A 12,844-nucleotide genomic window follows, 5' to 3' on the forward strand; every position below is an offset into this window, starting at 1 on the left:
CCTTGCACTGGCTGATGTTGGCGCTGTTCGTCGGCGTTTATGGCTGCATCGAGATCAAAGGGCTACTGCCCCGTGGAAGTGATTTGAGGGGTCTTTTTCTGGGGCTTCACGGCTTATTCGGATTGAGCATTTTTGCGTTGGTCTGGGTCCGCCTGCTCGGGCGCCTCACCCCCCGGCCACCGATTACCCCGGCTCTGTCAACCTGGCAGACCGGCGTCTCGCACCTCATGCACCTGGCGCTGTATGTGCTGATGATTGCAACACCGCTATTGGCCTGGTTGATGCTGGCCGCCGGCGGCAAGCCAATGCCGTATTTCGATTTCTTCCTGCCGGCGCCGGTGGCGGTTGATCCCGTGCTGGCCAAGCAATTCAAGCATTGGCATGAGTGGCTCGGCAGTGCCGGTTACTGGCTGATCGGTTTGCACGCGGCGGCGGGGTTGGTCCATCACTACTGGGTTCGCGACAACACGCTCACGCGCATGCTGCCCAAGGGCTTTGGTGCGGGTGTCAACGAGCGTCAGCGATAAGTTTCCCTGGACGTTCGGGCTGCCTCGAACACTGCGTTATCGTTCATCGCGAGCTTGCTCGCGATGAAGTCATCACTGTCACCTCAAACCTTGCCCGCTTGCTCTTCCAGCTGATCCGATTCAAACAACTTCGCCAGTTCCGCCCGCGCTTCCTGCGCCGTCTGCATCACCTTGGCCGCATCGTCATACACCGCGTGCTGAGCCTCCAGCACCTGTTCGTCGTGATGGGTAAAGCGCTTGATCCGCGCATCCGCCTGGGCTTGGGTCAGCCCCAGGCCAACCAGGGTGCGCCGGGTCATTTCCAGGCTGGAGTAATAGGTTTCCCGCACCGCCTGCGCCCCGACATCCACCAAACGGTGCACATGCTGACGGTTACGGGCGCGGGCGATGATTTTGATGTGCGGATACAGCTTGTGCACCACCTCGGCCGTCTTGATGTTGGTGTCCGGATCATCGGTGGCGATCACAAAGAACTCCGCTTGCTCGACCTTGGCCGCGCTGAGGATTTCCGGGCGCATCGGGTCGCCGTAGAACACCGGCACGCCGCCGAAGCTGCGGGACAGTTCGATGGTTTCCACCGAGGTGTCGAGGGCGATGAACTTGATGTTCTGCGCCCGCAGAATCCGCGCCACGATCTGACCCATGCGGCCCATGCCCGCGATGACCACGCGGGGCGTGTCGGCGTCGATTTCGCGGAACTTCTGCGGCACCTCCACCGGTTGCACCTTGGGTTTGACCAGGCGTGCGCAGGCGAGCAGCAACAGCGGCGTCAGCGCCATCGACAGGGTGATGGTCAGCACCAGCAAGTCGTACAGGCGCGGCTCGAACAAGCCCTGGTCCCGACCGATCTTGAACACCACGAAGGCAAACTCACCACCGGCCGCCAGCACGATCCCCAGACGAATCGCATTGACCTTGCCCAACCCTCCGGCCAGTCGACCGACCACAAACAGCAGCGGCAGCTTGATGGCGATCAGCAGCAGGGTCAGCCCCAGCACCACGACCGGCGCACTGAGCAGCAGACTCAAGTTGGCACCCATGCCGACGCTGATGAAAAACAGCCCCAGCAGCAGGCCCTTGAACGGTTCGATCTGCGCTTCCAGTTCGTGACGGTATTCGGAGTCCGCCAGCAGCAAACCGGCGAGGAACGCGCCGAGTGCCATGGACACGCCCACCAGATCCATCAACCACGCCGTGCCGATCACCACCAGCAATGCGGTGGCGGTGGACACCTCCGGCAGACCGGTCTTGGCCACCACGCGAAACACCGGACGCAACAGATAACGCCCGCCGATCACCACCACCGCGATGCTGCCCAGCACCCGCAAGCCATGGTTCAAATCTTCGGCCGCGCTGCTGGTGTGATCACCGCCGGCCAGCAACGGCACCATCGCGATCAAAGGGATCGCGGCGATGTCCTGGAACAGCAAAATCGCGAACGCCAACCGCCCATGGGGGCTGGTCAGCTCCTTGCGCTCGGCCAGGCTTTGCAAGCCAAACGCGGTGGACGACAACGCCAGGCCGAGGCCCAACACGATGGCACTGTTCAGGGACTGGCCGAACACGAACAACGCCAGCACACCAATCACCGAACCGGTCAACAGCACCTGCGCAAGGCCCACGCCGAACACCGATTTGCGCATCACCCACAAACGTCGCGGCGACAGCTCAAGGCCGATGATGAACAGCAACAACACCACCCCGAGTTCGGAGATGTGGCTGACGCTTTGTGGATTACCGATCAAACCCAGCACCGACGGCCCGATGATCACCCCGGCAAACAGATAGCCGAGCACCGCCCCCAATTGCAGGCGCTTGGCCAAGGGAACGGCGAGCACCGCCGCGAACAAAAAGACGACAGCGGCTTGTAACAGGTTGCCTTCATGGGGCATGTGAAACTCCAAAAACTCGATACGGCGGGGGCGATAAGGAWAAAGGCTGGAGCCGGATGCGTCAGCCATGAACGAAAATGTTTGGGCCTCGCGATGGCAATTTTGCAGGCACCCAAGATGTCGTTACATTTAGCATCAATTAGTGACATTCATAGGATAAGCTGATCAAACTGTTCGTTCCCGAGTGCGCACCATGACCATCAACTTCGACCTTAACGATCTGCAAGCCTTTCGCGCCGTGGTGGAGCAGGGCAGCTTTCGCAAGGCTGCGGACACCGTACGCATCTCCCAACCAGCCCTCAGCCGGCGGATCGAAAAGCTCGAAGACGCTCTGGGCGTGAAATTGTTCGAACGCACGACTCGCCGGGTCAGCCTGACTCAGGCCGGGCGTGGTTTCATGCCCAGCGTCGAACGCCTGCTGGATGACCTGGACGTGGCGCTACTGGGCATCAGCGAAGTCGCCTCGACCCGGCTCGGGCATGTCACCGTCGCCTGTGTGCCGTCGGCGGCGTACTACTTCATGCCGCGTGTGATCGCCCACTACCATCGGCAATTTCCGCGGATCAAGGTCAAGGTGCTCGACTCCAGTGCTCACGAGGTATTGAGTGCCGTGGTCAACGGTGAAGCGGACTTCGGCTTGAGCTTCATGGGCACCCTGGAGGCCGAAGTCGAATTCGAGCCGCTGGTGCAGGAAGGTTATGTGGTGGCGTGCAGACGAGATCACCCCCTTGCAGGACGCAGCAGCGTGACATGGGATGAGTTTTATCAGCAGGATTACATCTCGCTGGACAAGACTTCGGGCAATCGCTTTTTGCTGGATCAAGCGCTGGCTGGCGTGGTGCCGCAGCGGCCGAGCATCTGCGAAACCCGTCATGTGACGACCATGATCGGTCTGGTGGAGGCCGGGTTGGGCGTGGCTGCCGTGCCGTTGATGGCGATGCCGGCGGCGGACCACCCGATTCTGACGCGGGTACCGTTGACCGATCCGCAGGTGATGCGCAATGTCGGGTTGATCAAGCGCCGGGGTCGTACGTTAACCCCGGCGGCATTGGCGTTGGAGCGTCTTGTAGTGGAAATGAAAGTCCAGCAACCTTCGGTCAGTGGCTGACTGAGTCCAGCCCCGTCGCTTTTACGTCCGGCTGGGCTGCGCTGGAGGCCAGGTACTCAAGCAGCGCCTTGGCCTCGGCCGGGTGTTGCGCATTGACCGGAATACCGGCGGCGAAACGGGTGACCGATTGCACCGATTCCGGAATTTTCGCCACAAAACTCACCCCAGGCACCGGTAGCAATTCGCTGACCTGCTGGAAGCCCAGTTGATAATCGCCGGTGGCAACCACCGAGCCCACCGGGATTTTCGGGATCATCTTCGATTTGGGTTTGAGCTGGTTTTCGATGCCCAGACGCTTGAACAGTTGATCCTCGATATACACGCCGCTGGCACTGTCGGAGTAGGCGACTGACTTGGCGTCGAGCAGGGTTTTTTTCAGGCCTTCCACCGAGCTGATGTCCGGCTTCGGCGCACCTTCACGCACCACCATGCCGATCCGCGAATCCGCCAGTTCGACCCGTGAAGCGGGATCGACTTTGCCTTGCTTGATCAGGTCGTCGAGGGCATAGCCGACCATGATGACCACGTCGGCTTTCTCACCGCGGGCCAGACGATTGGGAATCGCTTCCGGGGCCTTTCCCATGGATGGACCGAGGGCGGTGTCCAGGGTGTTGCCGCTAGACTCGGCGAATTTCGGACCGAGGATTTTGTAGGCCGCCGTGAAACCACCGGAGGTCATTACACGGATTTCTTCAGCCTGGGCGATCGAACTCAGACCGAGACTGGCCACCAGGGCCAGGGCGGTAAAGTTGAAAAACCTTTTCATCAAGTAGCACTCGCAGTTAGAGGTTGGGTGGTTCACGACACGGCCGGTTGCAGGCGGCCAGAGGCACGGCGATAGAGAAACAGCGTCGCGCACAGGGCACAGAACGCGGCGAAACTCATCCAGTAACCGGGTGCGGCCTTATCGCCGGTGTACTGGATCAGGAAGGTCGATATGGCCGGTGTGAAACCGCCGAACACCGCCGTCGCCAGGCTATAAGCCAAAGAGAAACCTGCGACCCGAACCTCGACCGGCATGATTTCCGTCAGTGCGGCGATCATTGCGCCGTTGTACAAGCCATAAATGAACGACAGCCACAGCAGCACCAACAGCATGTTGATGAAACTCGGTGCTTGCACCAGATAGGTCAGCGCTGGGTAGGCCGTGGCTAACGTCAGCAACGCCATGGCGATCAGTACCGGGCGACGACCGATGCGATCTGAAAGCGCGCCGCCAATCGGCAACCAGAAAAAATTCGAAACGCCCACCAGCAAGGTCACCAACAGCGCATCGGAGGTATTGAGGTGCAGCACGGTTTTGCCGAAGGTCGGCGCGTACACGGTGATCAGATAGAACGCGGTAGTGGTCAGGGCGACCATCATCATCCCGGCGAACACGATGACCCAGTTCTGTCCCAGGGTGCGGAACACGTCGCCCATGCTTGGCCGGTGTTTACGGGCGGTGAACTCTTCGGTTTCTTCCAGGTTACGGCGCAGGAAGAAGATGAAAGGCACGATCATGCAGCCGACGAAAAACGGAATCCGCCATCCCCAATCGGCAATCATCGTCGGCGCCATCCATTGGTTCAGACCATAGCCCAAAGCCGCCGCGACGATGATCGCCACTTGCTGGCTCGCGGATTGCCAACTGGTGAAGAAACCTTTGTTGCCGGGAGTGGCGATCTCCGCGAGGTACACCGATACACCGCCCAGTTCCGCACCGGCCGAGAAGCCTTGCAGCAATCGGCCGATCAGCACGATGGCCGGGGCGAACAGCCCGATGGTTTCGTATCCGGGCACCAGCACAATCAGAATCGTACCGCTGGCCATGATCGACAGGGTGACGATCAGCCCTTTGCGGCGCCCCACATCATCGATGTAAGCGCCCAGTATCACGGCGCCCAACGGACGCATCAGGAAGCCCGCGCCGAACACCGCGAACGTCATCATCAGGGACGCAAACTCGCTGCTGGCAGGGAAAAATACGGCAGCGATCTGCGTGGCATAGAAGCCGAAAAGGAAGAAATCGAATTGCTCGAGGAAGTTGCCCGAGGTCACTCGGAAAATCGCACTGGTCCGGGAGCGACCGGAATGGATTGATGCTGTCATTGACGTGTACTCCACCGCTTTTATGACGTGCACTACCTGGACGCGGTGCACGGTTCTTATTGGGGTGGATAGTGGAGCAGGGACATCGATATGTTAATTGCATAGTTGGTATGTATTGATGCATGAAGCGGATCAATGCTGCCGACCCAGAGACGCGGCGTTTACCCAAGGCTATTCGCTGTGTACGCGTATCGGGCTGATGTTCCCCAACCGATACTGATTATTCCCGCTGCGCTTGGCCTCATACATCGCCAGGTCGGCAATATGAATCAACCGGTCCATGCTCGGCGCATGGTCCGGGAACACCGCGACCCCAAGGCTGCTGCCGATGTGGCGCTGGTCGTTGCCGATGGTCACTGGCGGTGCGAGTTCGATGAAGATTTTCTGGCAGATGCTGCGGGCTTCGTCTTGCAGGCTGTTGCCTTGGGGAAGTCCTTGGAGGATGACCACGAACTCGTCGCCGCCGATCCGGGCAACGGTGTCGGTTGAGCGCAGGATTCTCTTCAGGCGTGTCGCGGTGGTGATCAGCACGCGGTCGCCGGCCGCATGGCCGTAGTGGTCGTTGATCGCCTTGAAACCATTGAGGTCGACAAATACCAGTGCCACCCGCGTGGCGCTGAGGCGGGCGTGTTCCAGGGCAGCGGACAGGCGCTCTTCGAGCACCAGGCGATTGGGCAGGCCGGTCAGCGGGTCGTAATGGGCCAGGTGTTGCAGGTAGCTGGCGGAGGCTTTTTCCTCGGTGATGTCGCGGACCACGCCCATCATCTTGATCGTTGCGTCATGCTCATTCTTGACCACATTGCCGGTCTCCCGCAGCCAGCGGATGCTGCCGTCCGGCCAGACCACGCGGTATTCCTCGTCGTGGTTTTCGCCGGTTTCCAGGCAACGCAATTCACCGGCGCGGACCTTGACCCGGTCGTCCGGGTGCACACAGGAACAGAACAGGGCGTAGGAGGGCGTCACCTCGCCGATCTTGAACCCGAACATCCCGTAGATTGCATCCGACCAATAGAGCTTGTCGGTATCAACCTCCCAGTCCCAGGTGCCGATGCGGGCGAAGTATTGGCTGCGTTTGAAGCGCTCGGCGTCGCCTTCCTGGTGGATACTTTGTCCCTCGGTGAGGCTGTCGATCAGCGCGCGGCACTCGGCCAACTGCTTTTGCAGCGAACGATCGCGCCAAATCAGCGCGACGATCAGGGCAAGGGTCAGCGAGCCGATGGTGACGTCGGTCCAGAGCTGACTCATTGAGGAATTGCGCTCATGGCGTATCGAACCGTGGGGGRGGTGGCGGGTATATTAGTTCACGACCACTGCCGGATACAGAGCGAAACGGTTGCCAATGGCCCGCATTTCTGGGAAAACGGCGCCCATCAAGCCCGTTCGGGCAAGCGCACAGATAGAGTGAATGTAATGAATGATGAGTTGCAGGTAATCGACCTTGAAGTGGGCGACGGCAAAGCCGCCGTCAAAGGCGCGCTGATCACCACCCAATATCGTGGGTGGCTGGAAGACGGCACTGAGTTCGACTCCTCCTACAGCCGGGGCAAGCCTTTCCAATGCGTGATTGGCACCGGGCGGGTAATCAAGGGCTGGGACCAGGGAATCATGGGCATGCAGGTCGGCGGTAAGCGCAAGCTGCTGGTGCCGGCGCACCTGGCCTACGGCGAGCGCTCGATGGGGGCGATTACGCCGAATTCGAATCTGATTTTCGAGATTGAATTGCTAGAAGTGCTGACGCGGGATGATTGATGGGCGAGTGAATTGAAATGATTAACCCCGCTGTTTCTGAGAGGAGAGAGCGGGGTTTTTGCTATCTGTGGCGAGGGGCTTGCCCCCGTTGGGTTGCGCAGCGACCCTGAAACCTGTGCATGCGGCGTGTCAGGGAATCTCCACTCGCCAGTTTTGCGGCTGCTGCGCACCCGAGCGGGAGCAAGCTCCCTCGCCACAATTCAGCCGCTATTACCGCGATACAAGCCGATGAGCCATGACGCAGTCAACCCGACTTGCCAGCCCTGGCAATATCGGTAACCATGCCCACCTAAATAGGGGTAGGGGGTATAGGTATGTCGCACATCCACGAACACAAAGACGATTTGCTCAATCGCGTCCGGCGCATTGCCGGTCAGGTTCAGGCGGTGGAGCGGGCGTTGGAGTCCGATGCCGAGTGCGCCAAAACCCTGCACCTGGTCGCGGCAATTCGCGGTGCGGTCAACGGTTTGATGGACCAGTTCATCGACGCCCATGCCCGTGAACATGTGGCGCGTCCCGGCCTCAGCGACGAAGCGCGCGCCGAAGGCGTGGAAGACTTGTTGCAAGCCATCCGCCGTTACTCGAAATAGAGGCCCGCCCCATGACACTGACACCTCAAGCTTCGCGTTTTACCCACGATCACCTGTTTCTGGGGGCCGCCCACGATGAAAATGCTCGCCGCACGTTGTGGGTGGTGGCGCTGACGTTCGTGATGATGATTGGCGAGATTGCCGCTGGTTATATCACCGGCTCCATGGCGTTACTGGCGGACGGCTTTCATATGGCGACCCACGCCGTGGCCTTGGGCATTGCCGCGGCGGCCTACAGTTTTGCCAGGCGACACGCCAACAATTCGCGCTTCAGCTTCGGTACCGGCAAGGTCGGGGATCTGGCGGCTTTTGCTTCTGCCATGGTGCTGGGCCTGGTGTCGATCGGCATCGCCGGCGAATCGATCCTGCGGCTGTTTCAACCTATCACCGTGGCTTTCACCGAAGCGACGGTGATTGCGGTGGTGGGGCTGGCGGTGAATGTCGTCAGCGCATTGCTGCTGGCAGGCAACCATGGGGATCACGGCCATGATCATCACAACCATAACCACGGTCACCATCATCACGACAACAACCTGCGCTCGGCGTATGTCCATGTGCTGGCCGATGCATTGACGTCGGTACTGGCTATCGCGGCATTGTTGGCCGGGCGCTATTTGGGTTGGGTCTGGCTGGACCCGGTGATAGGCGTCGTCGGAGCCCTTGTTATCGCGAAATGGGCCTATGGCTTGATGCGCGATAGCGCCGCGGTATTGCTCGACGCCACCGACGAGCACGTCGCCGCCGAAATTCGTGAGCTGCTTGAATCGACGGACGATGTTCGCATCAGCGACCTTCACGTCTGGCAAGTCGGGCCCCAGGCGCGGGCGGCGATTGTCAGTGTCGTGGCTGCGGCGAGCGTCAGTGCCGACGCCATCCGCGAACGTCTGGCGCCGGTTCATGAGTTGTCTCACCTGACGGTCGAATATCGCAACGCTTGAGGTGTTTTTCAGGCAAAGAGCGGAATGCGCCCGTTAAGGGAAGGGCGGTAGTGCCAGGTCAACCGATCCAAAGCCGGTTTCATCATCAGGATCTGAGTCAGCGTCGCGCTGGCAATGCTCAAGGCCAGTACCTGCCCCGGGCATTGGTGACGGCCGGCGCCGAAGGTGAAGCTTCGGCGGTTTGGGCGTTCGAGCAGGAATGTATCGGGATCGTTATTGAGCAGCGGATCACGATTGGCCGAGGCCAGCAGTACCAGAATGACGTCGCCGGGGTTCAGGTTCACGCCGTCGATTTCGCAGGGCGCTGCGACGAAGCGGCGGGTGTTCTGTACCGAAGGATCGAAGCGCTGCACTTCGGCGATCAGGTCGTTGGCTTGAGTTGGGTCGATCTGCGGGTTTCGGCTCAACGCCAGTAGCGCATTGCCGATCAGCCCGGCGGTGGCTTCGTAGGTCTGGGAGAACAGGCCGATCAGGTTGGCGATCAAGGTTTCCGGGTCGGTCGAGGTGGCGAAGCGCTGCCGGATACCGGCGAGCACGGCGCTTCGATTGTTCGGATCAGCCAGAAGCTCGATGAAATATCCCTTCAGCTGTTCTGCCGCAACATGGGCAGCGTCCAGTTGGGCCTGGTCGCTGAGGGGTGACAGGCAGGCGATTTGCGCGTAGTAGGGGTAAGGATCGGCGTGAGTCGCAGCGATGATCGGGTCCATGGGTCGCAGCCTTATCGATGGTTGAAAAGTGTTGCTACTATCTCCAGTCCGAAGGGGCCTTGATTCGTCCGGGAGCGAAATATGAACGCAGAGCAACACGACGTTGGCATCTCTCAAGTGGCCGCAGCGATTGCAGAGCCTGCGCGGACGAAAATCCTCTGTTCGCTGATGGACGGCCATGCCCGCACCAGCACCGAGCTGGCGGCGGTTGCCGAAGTCAGCGCCTCGACCGCCAGCGCACACCTGGCCAAGCTCAAGGAACTGGCGCTGGTGCGTTTGCACGTTCAGGGCCGCCATCGCTATTACAGCCTCGCGGACAAACGCGTGGCCCAGGCACTCGAAGCACTGATGGTGATCGGCCAGAACGCAGCGCCGACGTTCAACCCGCGCACCCCGGACCGCCTGCAATTCGCCCGCACCTGCTACGACCACATGGCCGGCACGTTGGCAGTGGTGCTGCATGACCGGATGATCGACGCGGGGTGGTTGCTGCAAACCGATGAGCAGGCTTATCGATTGAGCGACAGTGGTGAAGCGTTGTTCGAAGGATTGGGCATCGACGTCAAAGACCTCGGCACTTTGCGCCGCCGCTTTGCCTGCCCGTGCCTGGACTGGAGCATGCGTCGGCCGCACCTGGGCGGTGCCTTGGGCGCGGCGTTGCTGCAAACGGCGATCAAACGCCAATGGGTGACGCAGGATCTGGACAGTCGGGCGTTGGCGTTGACGGCGGTGGGGCGAAAGGAACTCGGTCACCGGTTCGCCGTTGAACTGCCGATTCAGGGAATGACAGCGCCACTCACGTTCACCGGGAACAGGCGCCGCGCGATCGCCAGTCCTGCGACTTAGCGACTGGCCGAGGCCATGAGCACGCCAAAACCGGCGAAGGTCACGCCCGAAACTTTTGCGGTCAGCCAGGAACCTTTCGGGCTCGACAACCAGCCTTTGGCGGCATTGGCGAGCAAGGCATAGCTGCCATGCACCAGGATCACCAGTACGCCGTAGGAGGCGACCAGCTTGATGAACTGGCTGTAGAAGTGCGCCGAAGTGTCGATGAATTGCGGGAACACCGCCAAAAAGAAAAACACCGCCTTGGGGTTCAGAAGCTGCATCGAAGCCGCTTCAAGGAAGCGATAACCCGGGCTTGAGGGGCGTGTTTCAAGCAGCGTGCTGAAACGATCCGAGCGCCAGCTTTTGTAGCCCAGGTACAACAAATAGCCAGCCCCTGCGTATTTCAATGCGGTAAAGGCATTCGCGGAGGTGCTGAGTATCAGGCCAACACTGGTGGCGCTGATGGCAGCGACCACAAACGCCCCCGACGCAATTCCCAGAATGCCCGGCACGGCCCCCCTCCAACCGTGGCGCACCGCGTTGGACAGGGTCAGGACCACACCAGGTCCCGGGCTCAAAATGGTCAGGGTGGCGAAGAGTACAAAGAGTCCGTAACTGTTCATGGCTTGCTCCGTCAGGTGGCATTGGCTGCGTGCTGGCAGATTGGCGTGGCGAGGAGGGCGTGACAAACGCTTTAATTACAGCGCATAGGTGACTAAATTAGACGCATGAATCCACTACCGCCTCTTAATGCTGTTCGCGCCTTCGCCGTTGCTGCTCGTCATCAGAGCTTCAGCCTGGCGGCTGAAGAGCTGCATGTCAGCCACAGTGCCGTCAGCCGGCATATCAAATTGCTCGAGGAATACCTGGGGGTGCTGCTGTTTGAGCGGCGTATCCGGCAATCTGTGCTGACGCCGGCCGGCCAGCGCTTTTATGAGCAGGTCAGCGCCGGGCTGTCGCAGATCGCCAATGCCGCCACTGCGCTCAAGCAGCATGCCTCGCTGCCTACCGTGAAGATCAATGTACGTCCGTCCTTCGCCATGCTTTGGCTGACGCCCAGGCTGGCGGATTTCGTTGCGCGGCACCCCGGCATCAAGCCGCAGGTGATCACCCAGACCCAGGCACCCGATCAGGCACGCGACGGGTTCGATATCGTCATTCGCCGTGGTCGTGACGATTGGGCACCGGCGATTGAGGCGCGAGCGCTGTTCGAAGACGAACTGTTGCTGGTCGCGGCCCCTGCGCTGATCGAGCGCCTGCCACTTGAAGACCTCACGTCCCTGAGTCGGCATACGTTACTGACCGCCAAGGCCCGTCGCGAAGACTGGCACAATTGGGCCATGCACTTTGGTCAAAGCCAGTCAGCCACTCAGGTCACCCGGCAGTTTGATCACATGCACCTGGTGCTTCAGGCCGCAGTGGATGGACAGGGCGTTGCCCTGTGCCCGACCTCTTTGTTGGGCAGCCATATCTCGAGCGGACGCCTGATCTGCCCGTTACCCGAGTTGCGCATGCCGTTGCCGCGTTATTACTACGGTGTTGCGCCGGACGTGACGGCTCACACGCGGATCTTTGTGGAGTGGTTATTTGCCCGGATTGCTCAGGATGAGCTGAGTTGGCAGACACCTCGTGCCGTGACCGCTACGCTCTGAAATCCCAGACGATCTCCACCACCCGCACCGCCAGCACCAGGTAAACCAGACCCAGGATGATCTGGAACGCCGTGTGATACGGCAACCTGGACAGCCGGCGCAAGCCGTCGCTGACACTGAGCAGCATCAACAGTGCTGATATTGCAATCAACCCCCAGCCGGCGAGGTTTGAGGCGAGCATTCCCATGAACAGCTGATGACCGCCGTGCAACGCGTTGGTGCCCGCCGCGAATAGCAGGGCGCACACCAGCAGGTTCTTGATGTTGTCGAACACCTGCGTGGTGAAGTCGGTTTCCAGCAAGGCCAGATACTTTCGCCAGAATTTATCCATGGTTGTGGTGGCACCTGTTGATGGCGGTTGCACGTGGCAAGTCTAGTGGCGTTTTGCACGAAACGCGGGCGAAAAAAAGCCCGGCCTTCAATGTGATGGCCGGGCTTTTGTGTTCAAACGGACTGTGGCGTCAGATCAAACCTTGACGATCCAGCCCGCTGGCGCTTCGATGTCGCCGGTCTGTACACCGGTCAGCTCTTTGTAGAGCTTCTGGGTGACCGGGCCGACTTCGGTTTCGCTGTGGAACACGTGCAGCTTGTCGTTGTAGCTGATGCCGCCGATCGGGGTGATCACCGCGGCAGTACCGCAAGCACCGGCTTCCTTGAAGTCGGACAGCTTGTCGATGAACACGTCACCTTCAACCACTTCCAGGCCCAGACGGGTCTTGGCCAGTTCGATCAACGACAGACGGGTGATGCCCGGCAACACCG

The 12,844-nt window shown here is 60.3% G+C and carries 14 protein-coding genes and 1 pseudogene; 7 read left to right on the forward strand and 8 right to left on the reverse strand.

Annotated features, from left to right (window positions below; genetic code table 11):
* The first annotated feature begins 2 nt into the window (after positions 1-2).
* Positions 3-527 (forward strand): cytochrome b, encoded by a 525-nt coding sequence (locus tag AC1DLB_RS11585; RefSeq protein WP_477785027.1) that lies wholly within the window; start codon positions 3-5, stop codon positions 525-527.
* 83 nt (positions 528-610) lie between these two features.
* Here the strand turns inward: AC1DLB_RS11585 and AC1DLB_RS11590 are convergent, their stop codons facing one another.
* Positions 611-2,419: a monovalent cation:proton antiporter-2 (CPA2) family protein gene (locus tag AC1DLB_RS11590; RefSeq protein ID WP_018929739.1), complete on the reverse strand. Its 1,809-nt coding sequence runs from the start codon at positions 2,417-2,419 to the stop codon at positions 611-613.
* Between the two features lie 193 nt (positions 2,420-2,612).
* Between AC1DLB_RS11590 and AC1DLB_RS11595 the strand changes: the two genes are divergently transcribed.
* Positions 2,613-3,527 (forward strand): LysR family transcriptional regulator, encoded by a 915-nt coding sequence (locus AC1DLB_RS11595; protein ID WP_018929738.1) that lies wholly within the window; start codon positions 2,613-2,615, stop codon positions 3,525-3,527.
* Here the strand turns inward: AC1DLB_RS11595 and AC1DLB_RS11600 are convergent.
* The 3 genes from AC1DLB_RS11600 to AC1DLB_RS11610 all read right to left on the reverse strand — a co-directional run bounded on the left by AC1DLB_RS11600 (position 3,517) and on the right by AC1DLB_RS11610 (position 6,863).
* On the reverse strand, positions 3,517-4,293 hold the full coding sequence (locus tag AC1DLB_RS11600) for a substrate-binding domain-containing protein (protein WP_018929737.1): 777 nt from the start codon (positions 4,291-4,293) through the stop codon (positions 3,517-3,519). The two genes, AC1DLB_RS11595 and AC1DLB_RS11600, sit on opposite strands and share 11 nt — an antisense overlap.
* 32 nt (positions 4,294-4,325) lie before the next feature.
* Positions 4,326-5,618: an MFS transporter gene (gene tcuC, locus AC1DLB_RS11605; RefSeq protein WP_018929736.1), complete on the reverse strand. Its 1,293-nt coding sequence runs from the start codon at positions 5,616-5,618 to the stop codon at positions 4,326-4,328.
* Between the two features lie 171 nt (positions 5,619-5,789).
* Positions 5,790-6,863, reverse strand: a complete 1,074-nt coding sequence (locus AC1DLB_RS11610; RefSeq protein WP_477742944.1) for a diguanylate cyclase domain-containing protein — start codon at positions 6,861-6,863, stop codon at positions 5,790-5,792.
* Positions 6,864-7,028: 165 nt separating this feature from the next.
* Between AC1DLB_RS11610 and AC1DLB_RS11615 the strand changes: the two genes are divergently transcribed.
* The 3 genes from AC1DLB_RS11615 (at position 7,029) to dmeF (ending at position 8,895) form a co-directional block, all read left to right on the forward strand.
* Entirely contained in the window at positions 7,029-7,367 is a 339-nt protein-coding gene (locus AC1DLB_RS11615) for an FKBP-type peptidyl-prolyl cis-trans isomerase (RefSeq protein ID WP_018929733.1), read from the forward strand.
* Between the two features lie 314 nt (positions 7,368-7,681).
* Positions 7,682-7,957, forward strand: coding sequence for a metal/formaldehyde-sensitive transcriptional repressor (locus tag AC1DLB_RS11620; RefSeq protein WP_019648873.1), 276 nt, complete (start codon positions 7,682-7,684; stop codon positions 7,955-7,957).
* Positions 7,958-7,968: 11 nt separating this feature from the next.
* Complete coding sequence (gene dmeF / locus AC1DLB_RS11625) at positions 7,969-8,895, forward strand: CDF family Co(II)/Ni(II) efflux transporter DmeF (protein ID WP_436275449.1); 927 nt, start codon at positions 7,969-7,971, stop codon at positions 8,893-8,895.
* 8 nt (positions 8,896-8,903) lie between these two features.
* Here dmeF and AC1DLB_RS11630 read toward each other — a convergent pair.
* Positions 8,904-9,548, reverse strand: a pseudogene (locus AC1DLB_RS11630) (cytochrome P450); the annotation flags it as partial.
* A gap of 135 nt (positions 9,549-9,683) precedes the next feature.
* On the opposite strand from AC1DLB_RS11630, the gene AC1DLB_RS11635 reads away from it, so the two are divergent.
* On the forward strand, positions 9,684-10,448 hold the full coding sequence (locus AC1DLB_RS11635; protein WP_477742946.1) for an ArsR/SmtB family transcription factor: 765 nt from the start codon (positions 9,684-9,686) through the stop codon (positions 10,446-10,448).
* Here AC1DLB_RS11635 and AC1DLB_RS11640 read toward each other — a convergent pair.
* Entirely contained in the window at positions 10,445-11,053 is a 609-nt protein-coding gene (locus tag AC1DLB_RS11640; RefSeq protein ID WP_477742947.1) for a LysE family translocator, read from the reverse strand. The two genes, AC1DLB_RS11635 and AC1DLB_RS11640, sit on opposite strands and share 4 nt — an antisense overlap.
* A gap of 105 nt (positions 11,054-11,158) precedes the next feature.
* Here AC1DLB_RS11640 and AC1DLB_RS11645 point away from each other — a divergent pair, with 105 nt between their 5' ends.
* Positions 11,159-12,082 (forward strand): LysR substrate-binding domain-containing protein, encoded by a 924-nt coding sequence (locus AC1DLB_RS11645; RefSeq protein ID WP_018929729.1) that lies wholly within the window; start codon positions 11,159-11,161, stop codon positions 12,080-12,082.
* On the opposite strand, the gene AC1DLB_RS11650 is transcribed toward AC1DLB_RS11645, so the two are convergent.
* Together AC1DLB_RS11650 and AC1DLB_RS11655 are read right to left on the reverse strand one after the other, a co-directional pair.
* Positions 12,072-12,413: a hypothetical protein gene (locus AC1DLB_RS11650; protein WP_138867763.1), complete on the reverse strand. Its 342-nt coding sequence runs from the start codon at positions 12,411-12,413 to the stop codon at positions 12,072-12,074. The two genes, AC1DLB_RS11645 and AC1DLB_RS11650, sit on opposite strands and share 11 nt — an antisense overlap.
* Before the next feature lie 135 nt (positions 12,414-12,548).
* Positions 12,549-12,844, reverse strand: a 296-nt coding sequence (locus AC1DLB_RS11655; RefSeq protein WP_477785028.1) for an aminotransferase class IV, incomplete at its 5' end; no start/stop codon positions are given.

The organism is Pseudomonas sp. 05N434 (assembly GCF_056396965.1).

Coding starts and splice junctions, on each gene's coding strand:
- AC1DLB_RS11600 (WP_018929737.1), bottom strand. CDS start 4,293: ATGAAAAGGTTTTTCAACTTTACCGCCCTGGCCCTGGTGGCCAGTCTC.
- dmeF (WP_436275449.1), top strand. CDS start 7,969: ATGACACTGACACCTCAAGCTTCGCGTTTTACCCACGATCACCTGTTT.
- AC1DLB_RS11590 (WP_018929739.1), bottom strand. CDS start 2,419: ATGCCCCATGAAGGCAACCTGTTACAAGCCGCTGTCGTCTTTTTGTTC.
- tcuC (WP_018929736.1), bottom strand. CDS start 5,618: ATGACAGCATCAATCCATTCCGGTCGCTCCCGGACCAGTGCGATTTTC.
- AC1DLB_RS11595 (WP_018929738.1), top strand. CDS start 2,613: ATGACCATCAACTTCGACCTTAACGATCTGCAAGCCTTTCGCGCCGTG.
- AC1DLB_RS11635 (WP_477742946.1), top strand. CDS start 9,684: ATGAACGCAGAGCAACACGACGTTGGCATCTCTCAAGTGGCCGCAGCG.
- AC1DLB_RS11650 (WP_138867763.1), bottom strand. CDS start 12,413: ATGGATAAATTCTGGCGAAAGTATCTGGCCTTGCTGGAAACCGACTTC.
- AC1DLB_RS11645 (WP_018929729.1), top strand. CDS start 11,159: ATGAATCCACTACCGCCTCTTAATGCTGTTCGCGCCTTCGCCGTTGCT.
- AC1DLB_RS11610 (WP_477742944.1), bottom strand. CDS start 6,863: ATGAGTCAGCTCTGGACCGACGTCACCATCGGCTCGCTGACCCTTGCC.
- AC1DLB_RS11615 (WP_018929733.1), top strand. CDS start 7,029: ATGAATGATGAGTTGCAGGTAATCGACCTTGAAGTGGGCGACGGCAAA.
- AC1DLB_RS11620 (WP_019648873.1), top strand. CDS start 7,682: ATGTCGCACATCCACGAACACAAAGACGATTTGCTCAATCGCGTCCGG.
- AC1DLB_RS11640 (WP_477742947.1), bottom strand. CDS start 11,053: ATGAACAGTTACGGACTCTTTGTACTCTTCGCCACCCTGACCATTTTG.